The following is a 7,513-nucleotide window of genomic DNA, read 5'->3' as shown; positions in this document are numbered from 1 at the left end:
ACGCCGTTGTTCGGACCGATCGCACTTGCCCGGCCATCTGTACCGCCAGTGCCCCCGTCGAAGCTGCTTGCTCAACGTCATCTTGGTCGGCCAGCGTGCACGCGAGTAGAGCTGTGTTGAACATCCGGCCACGGTCGTAGCCGTCAGACATTGCGTGAGGTCTCGCCGATCACGATCGAACACAAGGATGCTCGTGCTTTGACTCTGACCGAAGTTCGTCGGTTGCGAGCTGGGTTGCGGCAAGACCAGCGCGCGGTTGATCGGGGCGTGCCGATCATCGTGGACTTCATGCTCGGAACGGGTATGCGCATTGGGGAGACACTGGCCGTCACTGAGGACGCGCTCGATCTTGCCAACGCTACCGTCGAGATCCGTGCCACGGTGGTTCGCACGAAACGCGAGGGTCTGTTTCTGAAGCCGAAGCCGAAGACAGCGTCCGGCTGGCGACGTGTTCACCTGCCGCCGTGGTTGATCGAACTACTGAGAGCTCACGAACCGCTGGAGAACCCCTGGAACGTTATCTTCCCTTCGCAGATGGGGAAGTTGCGTGACCGTTCCAACACCAATTCGGACATCCGTGACGCGCTGGATCCGCTGGGGTTTGACTGGGTTACCACGCACACGTTCCGCAAGACCGCAGCGACCTTGCTCAACGATGGCGGGCTGACGGTGCGAGAGATCGCCGACCAGCTGGGCCACAAGCGGATCAGCATCACTCAAGACACCTACTTCGGCCGTGGCGAAGCAAGTCCCAGAGCGGCGGAGCTACTTGCAGTGATAGACGGCGACGACGCCGGGAAAACTGGGGGTAAAGTGGGGTGATGATCTTGATCGGAAGCGCGGGTGATCAATGATCATTCCCCTGACCTGGGGTTTTGGCGCGCCCGGAGGGATTCGAACCCCCAACCTTCTGATCCGTAGTCAGATGCTCTATCCGTTGAGCTACGGGCGCCTGTTCGGTTGCGCGGTACACGTTACCGGGTCCGCGGGAGCGGCCTGCCACCGGGTCCCGGAAGGCATCCGCCCCTGCCGGTGGCGCAACCGCCAACTGCCTCAGCCAGTGTACCCGGGCGACGGCCCGCAACGGCGCAGGGCCAGGCGGCCGCATAGGGGCCGGCCTGTGGGGCGGTGGCTGCGCCGAGTATGTGATGTCGTCCTGGCAACGTGATCAACTTGTGGTGGGTGATGTTGACGGTGGCCGGAGGGTTGCTAGGTTGCCGCCGGGACGAAAGGGGCATATCTCCATGGATGGTTCGGTGCTTGATCCGGAGGGCGCCCGGGAGCGCTTGGCGGCGTGGAAGGGCCGGATCGACCAGCTGGCCGCCAACACCAAGGCGATGAGTGATCGCTTGCAGCAGTTGCAGGAGACGGTGGCTGATCCGCGTGGGCTGGCGAAGGTGACCGTCGACTCGACTGGGTCGTTGATCGGTTTGCAGCTGACGTCGAGGATTCAGGGGCTTCCGCCGGATGTGATCGCGCAGGCGATCATGGACACCGTTCGCCGTGCCAAGGCCCGGTTGGCGGAGCGGTCGCGGGAGATCGTCGAGGAGACGATCGGCACCGAGTCGGCGGCAGGGCGGGCGATTGCGGCCTCGGTGGGCAAGCATCTGCTCGCCGACGATGTGTCCGAGACGGTGACCAAGACCACGCCTGCTGCCCCGCCTCCGCCGACACCGTCGCCTGGGGTGTCGATGTCGTCTGGTCTGCCGGGGTCGGCTGGCCCGGCGGGTGCTTCGCCGCCGTCCGCGCCCGCATCCACTGTGAAACCGTCGAGTGCTCCACGGCGTCCAAATCGGGTGGACGAGGACGACGACGAGGAGCCGTTCGAGTTCAAGTTCGAGTGACGGCCGGGAGGTGTCGTGGGGCATCAGGGGTATCACGCTCCGGTGGAGGACATCACCAAGCACGCGGGCAACATCGACGCGTTGCGGGAGCGGTTCGGCGCGATCAAGGCCGCAAGCAGTCACATCGCCAAGGACAACGAGGCGTACGGGTTGTTGTGCGGGTGGATCGCGGACGTGTTGGAGGGCAAGCACGTCAAGGTCGACGACGTGATCGCCTACGTGGAGGAGAACCTGCAGCTGGTCGCTGACACGTTGCGGGATGCCGCGAAGGTCTACGAGCGCATGGAGGAACAGCATCGCGGCACCTTCCAAGCCATCGAAAGCGGGGTGCGATGACCGACACCTCACTGATCGCTCCGGTCGAGTCCACGCGCAAGCCGTGGACCGGGTCCACCCTGGCCGACGGGGTCGAGGGCTTGGTGCAGGCGATCAAGTCGGAAGGCTGGGTCGACGACGTGCTGGCGGGTGCCTCGCTCGGGGTGGACGTGGCCGCCACGGTGATGGATCCGATCAGCGCGCTGCTGGCCAACGGGCTCGGCTGGGCGATCGAGTACTTCGACCCGCTGCGCGAGATGCTGGACGAGCTGACCGGCAAACCGGACGTGGTGCAATCCCACGCCCAGACCTGGGCGAACATGGCCGGCGAGTTCGCCTCGATCGCCGACGAGCTCAAGAACGCCGTCGACAACGACCTCAAAGCCTGGCAGGGCGAAGCGGCGGACGCCTACCACAACCTGATGGAGCACAACGTCGAGGCCATCAACGGCCTGTCCGCCATCTGCACCGCCATGCAATCGGCCACCGAAGGCGCCGGCGGCCTGGTCCAGCTCACCAGGGACATCGTCCGCGACCTTATCGCCGACCTGGTCGCCCGCGTCATCGTCTGGGCCGCCGAAGCGATCTTCGTCGTCACCATCCCCGTCATCGCCTCACAAATCGCCGCCGCCGTCGTCAAATGGGCCGGCCGCATCCTCACCTACGTCACCGCCCTGATCACCAGCCTCACCAACCTCGCCAAACTCCTCGGGTGAACCGACCATGACACCCAAACCGAAAACACCCAACACCACCGGGAAAACCCCAGCAACGAACAAAGGCGACGGCAACAGCGCCGACGGCAAGAAGCAGTCGACCACCAAAGGCACGCCCACCATCGACAGCGTCGATCAAGGCGTGGCCGAGGTCAAAGCCAGGGCGATCGAGGGGCGGCCGAACAACGCCCTCAAGAAGACCCTGGAGGATCCCACGAAGTCCAGCACGGACTCCGAGACGAACAAGGGCGACAAGGACGACAAGGGGCCCGAGAACCAGGAGAAGGACAAGGAGCGGACCGAGGAGAAGGAGAAGGACGAGGGCAAGGACAAGGACGAGAAGAAGGACAAGGACGGGGACCAGCAGGGGCAGGAGGAGCTGCCACCCGGCGTCAAGGAGGGATGGACCAAACGCACGGCCGACAACGGCAAGGGCGTCGTGTGGCAGCGCCCCGGCGCCCAAGGAAACGCCGACATGGTCCGCATCATGGATCCGACGCCTCGGTACCCGTATGGATATGTCCGGTTCTACAACAAGCACGGCCAGCCGATAAATTTGGACGGCAAGCCGGGCTCCAGGGCGGACACCCACATTCCCAGAAATCCGGACGGATCGTATCCGGTGCCCAAAGGCTGGTAGGAGATGACTATGGACTTGGGCGTTGCTGGGCAGTTCATCGCGGAAGCGACGGGCGAATTCGCGCTGGTCGTGCGCACCGACGGTGGGGTCGAGGTGCGAGTCGAGTCCGATTTCACGGTGTCCGGCAACCGGGGCACGGTGACGTATTCGCCGGACACCATCACCGACTCCACGGTGTTCAACTGGCTGGTCGGCAAGCGCATCATCGCGGCAGTCGTCGACGATGCGGGCGCGCTGACCATGACGCTGGCCGACGGTACGAAGATCTCGGTGCCGCCGGACGAGGAGTTCGAGGCGTGGACGCTTGCCGGGCCCGGCGCGCGGAAGATCGTGTCCATGCCGGGCGGCGAACTCACCGTGTTCAGCGGCGACAAGTAGCCAGGACGGAGCGAGTGCTCCGGCACTGATCACCGCGGCTTGGACGAAGTGAGCGCTTGGCGTCCGAGCGACGTCGGTGCGGTTTCCGCGACCAACCGCCGACATGCGGCGGCTGCCCCGGATCATCCAGGGCAGCGCGCCGGCATCTTGCGGAGGCTGCGGGATTCGAACCCGCGAGGGGGCTCAAACCCCCAACCGCATTAGCAGTGCGGCGCCATAGACCAGACTAGGCGAAGCCTCCCGGGTGTATCGGTGCGACTAGGTTACCGTCCACCCTCCGCGCGACCCACCCCGCCCCCACCATCTCCGTGGCCACGCCCACCGAGCAGCCGACGGAGCCGGCGCTGACCGCCGGAAGGCATGGGCCGGTGCCCCGCGCTGGGCGGCCGCCAGAACTCAATTTCTCCGATCCGTACCTGGGAGGTGCCGGTGCCCTGCGCTGGAAGGCCGCCAGGGTCGGCACTTGCGGAAGCCGAGGCAGGCTGACAGACCCGGGAGCGGACCCGGACCGCTCAGCGGTCGGTCCGGGCCGCGGGCTCCGGCTCTTGGGTGGCTTTCAGGTCTCGGCGTTGTCCGCCGGGGGCGCGGGCTCCGGCTCTCCGGTGGCCCTCAGGTCTCGGCCTTGCCCGCCATCGCCACGAACGGCTTCAGCGCCGCTGGATCGGCCAACGCGTCCGCGCTGATGGCCTCGGCCGGGTCGACGCCGCTGAGGATCTTCTTCACCGGCACCTCGCACTTCTTGCCGTTCAACGTCCGGGGGATGGCCGGCACCTCGATGAACCGGTCCGGAACGTGCCGGGGCGACAGTTCGGACCGCAGCTTCGTGCGCAGCTGCGGCTCCAGCTCTGCCAGCGATGCCCCCGGCGCCAGCACGAGGAAGCACAGCAGTGCGCCCTCTTCCTCGCCGATCCGGGTTGTGTCGATCACCAGCGAGTCGGTGATGGCGTCGAAGCTTTCCACCACGCGGTAGAACTCCGCAGTGCCCATCCGCACCCCGCCGCGGTTCAACGTCGAGTCGCTGCGGCCGTAGATGACCGCGGATCCGCGTTCGGTGATCCGCACCCAGTCGCCGTGCCGCCACACGCCGGGGAAGTCCTCGAAGTACGCGGCACGCAGCCGCGACCCGTCGGGGTCGTTCCAGAAGGACACCGGCATCGACGGCATCGGCTTGGTGACCACCAGCTCGCCGACCTCGTCGACGATTTCGTTGCCGTGCTCGTCGTATGCCGCCACGGCCGCCCCCAGCGAACGACACGACAGCTCGCCGAGCCATACCGGCACGTCCGGCGAGGCGCCGAGGAATGCCGTGCAGACGTCCGTCCCGCCGGAGACGGAACAGATCTGCACCGGGCCGACCTCGTCGACGATCCATCGGAATCCGTCCACCGACAGCGGCGCACCGGTCGACCCGATGGCGCGCATGGCCGACAGATCGTGCTCCGCGGCCGGCCGGATCTTCTGCTTCATGCAGCTCTGCACGAACGGCGCCGAGGTCCCGAAGTACGTGATCCGATGCTGGGCGGCCAGCCGCCACAACGTGCTCAGGTCCGGGTGTCCCGGGCTGCCGTCGAACAGCACCACGGTGCTGCCCACCAGCAAGCCCGACACCAGGAAGTTCCACATCATCCACCCGGTGGTGGTGAACCAGAAGAACCGCTCGCCGGGCCCCAGGTCGAGCGCCAACGCCATCTGCTTGAGGTGCTCGACGACGATCCCGCCGTGCCCCTGCACGATGCCCTTCGGCAGGCCCGTGGTCCCCGACGAATACAGCACCCACAGCGGGTGCTCGAACGGCACCGGTTCGTACTCCAGTGGCGCGCCGTCGTGCTCGGCCAACGCGGTGTCGAAATCCACTGCGCCCGCCAGCTGCTCCTGCTCCAGCTCGACGTAGTCGATCAGCAAGATGCCCTGCAGCGACGGCATCTTCCCGGCCAGTTCCCGCACCGTCGGCCGCACGTCGAACTTCTTGCCGTTGTACAGGTAGCCGTTGACCGCCAGCATCACCTTCGGCTCGATCTGGGTGAACCGGTCGGCGACGGCCCGCACACCGAAGTCCGGCGAGCACGACGACCAGATCGCCCCCAGGCTCGCCGCGGCCAGGAACGTCACCAGCGTCTGCGGGCAGTTCGGCGCCAGCGCCACGACCCGGTCACCACGCTGCACGCCCAGCGCGCGCAGCATGCCGCGCGCCGCACCTACCTTCGCGCGCAACTCACCGAACGTCAGCTGCTGCTCCAGCCCGTCTTCCCGGCGGAAGATCACCGCGAGCTCGTCGTCGGCCTTCTCGGCCCCGGCAACACCGCTCAGCGCATGCTCGGCGTAGTTGAGCTCGCCGCCCGGGAACCACCGCACACCGGGCATCCGGTCGCCTTCGCGGACCGCGCTCGGCTCGCTGCGCCACCGCACGCCGATGAACTCGCTGAACGCGGACCAGAACGTGTCGAGCTCGTCGACCGACCACCGCCACAGGTCTTCGTAGCGGCTGACATCGAGCCCGTGCTGCTCGGACAGCCATCGTTTGAACTGCTCGATGCGGGTGTCGGGCAGACGATGCGGATCCGGACGCCAGAGGACTTCGGGGATGTCGGACATGCCCCGCAGACTAATGCGGCACTGTGGATCAGACCACGGTGTCGAGCATCTCCTCGGCCATGGCGACCAGCCTGGCCTCGTCCGCGGGCGTCACCGTCATCCACTCGCCGTCGGTGCGCAGCGCGTACCGGCCGTCCTCGGCGTCCACCCACGACACGGTCACCGGCGCACGATGCCAGCGGCCACGGCCGTCTCTGGCCTTCGCGCCGAGGCGGCCGCCGCCGAACCTGGTCCCGAACGCCTTGGACAGCACAAGACACTCTTCCCGTCGCACGCCCAGTTCGGTGAGCGTTTCGACGAACCCGCTGACGCCGTCCTGCGCGGCGGCCGAGCACGCCTTCTCGAAATCCGCGATCGGCAGGTTGGCCGAGATGCCGCTGCCCGGGTTCATCGGCGGGGGCACCTCGAGCATGGTGCGCACCAGCGCGTCGCTGCTCGCCGGCCCGATCCGGACCTGAGTGTTCACCCGTGCCACCGCCGCCGCCCGTCCCGCGGTGATGCCGCCGAGCGCGCGCAGCGACGCTTCCCGGGTATCGACCTGGAGCTCGAGCATGGCCTCGGCGTCCGCGATGGTCCGCAGCAGTCCGGCCAGGTCACCGGCCGGACGCTCCACCGTGCCGAGGTCGCGCATCGTCAGCGCCTCGCTCACGATGGCCGACCACTCGGCCCTGGCCCGCGGTGTCCGCCCGAACGCCGGTATGCCCAGCCACTCCGGCACGTCGCCCAGATCGAGCCCGCGCCACAGCAGAAAGAACTCCGCCGCGTGCAGTTCGATCCAACCCGTTTCCTCGTCGCGCACCCGTCCTCCGGTCTAGAACCGCCGCGGCGGCTCGTCGTCGCCGGCCTCCCCGAGGAGCCTGCGTTGAATGTCGTTCTTGCCGACGTCGAAGATGCCTTCTTCGCCGGCTACCGGCGTGGAGCGCTTGTGCGACCGATCGTCGGACCGGCCCCCTGCGGCTCCGGCGCCCATCGCGCCCACGGGCATGGCGCCCATGCCCCGGGCACCGGCACCGGCTCCGGCGCCGGCC

9 protein-coding genes and 2 tRNA genes are annotated in these 7,513 nt (G+C 67.3%); 6 read left to right on the top strand and 5 right to left on the bottom strand.

Annotated features, from left to right (window positions below; genetic code table 11):
• Positions 1–150: 150 nt before the first annotated feature.
• Positions 151–822: a tyrosine-type recombinase/integrase gene (locus tag CXP56_RS18650; protein ID WP_286902184.1), complete on the top strand. Its 672-nt coding sequence runs from the start codon at positions 151–153 to the stop codon at positions 820–822.
• Positions 823–876: 54 nt separating this feature from the next.
• Here CXP56_RS18650 and CXP56_RS18645 read toward each other — a convergent pair.
• Positions 877–952, bottom strand: a tRNA-Arg gene (locus CXP56_RS18645).
• A 304-nt stretch (positions 953–1,256) separates the two neighbouring features.
• Between CXP56_RS18645 and CXP56_RS18640 the strand changes: the two genes are divergently transcribed.
• From CXP56_RS18640 to CXP56_RS18620, 5 genes are read left to right on the top strand one after another with little or no spacing between them, the layout of a single operon-like run.
• Complete coding sequence (locus CXP56_RS18640; protein ID WP_156899310.1) at positions 1,257–1,844, top strand: YbaB/EbfC family nucleoid-associated protein; 588 nt, start codon at positions 1,257–1,259, stop codon at positions 1,842–1,844.
• A gap of 15 nt (positions 1,845–1,859) precedes the next feature.
• On the top strand, positions 1,860–2,180 hold the full coding sequence (locus tag CXP56_RS18635) for a hypothetical protein (protein ID WP_084609325.1): 321 nt from the start codon (positions 1,860–1,862) through the stop codon (positions 2,178–2,180).
• Positions 2,177–2,875, top strand: a complete 699-nt coding sequence (locus tag CXP56_RS18630; RefSeq protein ID WP_028848474.1) for a WXG100 family type VII secretion target — start codon at positions 2,177–2,179, stop codon at positions 2,873–2,875. The genes CXP56_RS18635 and CXP56_RS18630 overlap by 4 nt, the downstream gene beginning before the upstream one ends.
• A gap of 7 nt (positions 2,876–2,882) precedes the next feature.
• Positions 2,883–3,515, top strand: a complete 633-nt coding sequence (locus CXP56_RS18625) for a hypothetical protein (protein ID WP_286902182.1) — start codon at positions 2,883–2,885, stop codon at positions 3,513–3,515.
• A 9-nt stretch (positions 3,516–3,524) separates the two neighbouring features.
• Positions 3,525–3,893: a DUF6188 family protein gene (locus CXP56_RS18620; protein ID WP_038045467.1), complete on the top strand. Its 369-nt coding sequence runs from the start codon at positions 3,525–3,527 to the stop codon at positions 3,891–3,893.
• Between the two features lie 150 nt (positions 3,894–4,043).
• Here the strand turns inward: CXP56_RS18620 and CXP56_RS18615 are convergent.
• From CXP56_RS18615 to CXP56_RS18600, 4 genes are all read right to left on the bottom strand, one after another.
• Positions 4,044–4,134: transfer RNA gene (locus tag CXP56_RS18615), tRNA-Ser, on the bottom strand.
• 368 nt (positions 4,135–4,502) lie between these two features.
• Positions 4,503–6,485, bottom strand: coding sequence for an acetoacetate--CoA ligase (locus CXP56_RS18610; RefSeq protein WP_051310356.1), 1,983 nt, complete (start codon positions 6,483–6,485; stop codon positions 4,503–4,505).
• A gap of 28 nt (positions 6,486–6,513) precedes the next feature.
• Positions 6,514–7,284 (bottom strand): ESX secretion-associated protein EspG, encoded by a 771-nt coding sequence (locus tag CXP56_RS18605; RefSeq protein ID WP_028848477.1) that lies wholly within the window; start codon positions 7,282–7,284, stop codon positions 6,514–6,516.
• A 12-nt stretch (positions 7,285–7,296) separates the two neighbouring features.
• Positions 7,297–7,513, bottom strand: a 217-nt coding sequence (locus CXP56_RS18600) for a hypothetical protein (protein WP_502694583.1), incomplete at its 5' end; no start/stop codon positions are given.

Origin of the sequence: Thermocrispum sp., assembly GCF_002919275.1 — a bacterium.
Taxonomy (GTDB): domain Bacteria; phylum Actinomycetota; class Actinomycetes; order Mycobacteriales; family Pseudonocardiaceae; genus Thermocrispum; species Thermocrispum agreste.
This window is presented reverse-complemented; position numbering and strand designations above follow the sequence as displayed.

What these genes read in the sequence shown, in the direction of transcription:
- CXP56_RS18630 (WP_028848474.1), top strand. Translation starts at nt 2,177, where the DNA reads ATGACCGACACCTCACTGATCGCTCCGGTCGAGTCCACGCGCAAGCCG.
- CXP56_RS18625 (WP_286902182.1), top strand. Translation starts at nt 2,883, where the DNA reads ATGACACCCAAACCGAAAACACCCAACACCACCGGGAAAACCCCAGCA.
- CXP56_RS18620 (WP_038045467.1), top strand. Translation starts at nt 3,525, where the DNA reads ATGGACTTGGGCGTTGCTGGGCAGTTCATCGCGGAAGCGACGGGCGAA.
- CXP56_RS18610 (WP_051310356.1), bottom strand. Translation starts at nt 6,485, where the DNA reads ATGTCCGACATCCCCGAAGTCCTCTGGCGTCCGGATCCGCATCGTCTG.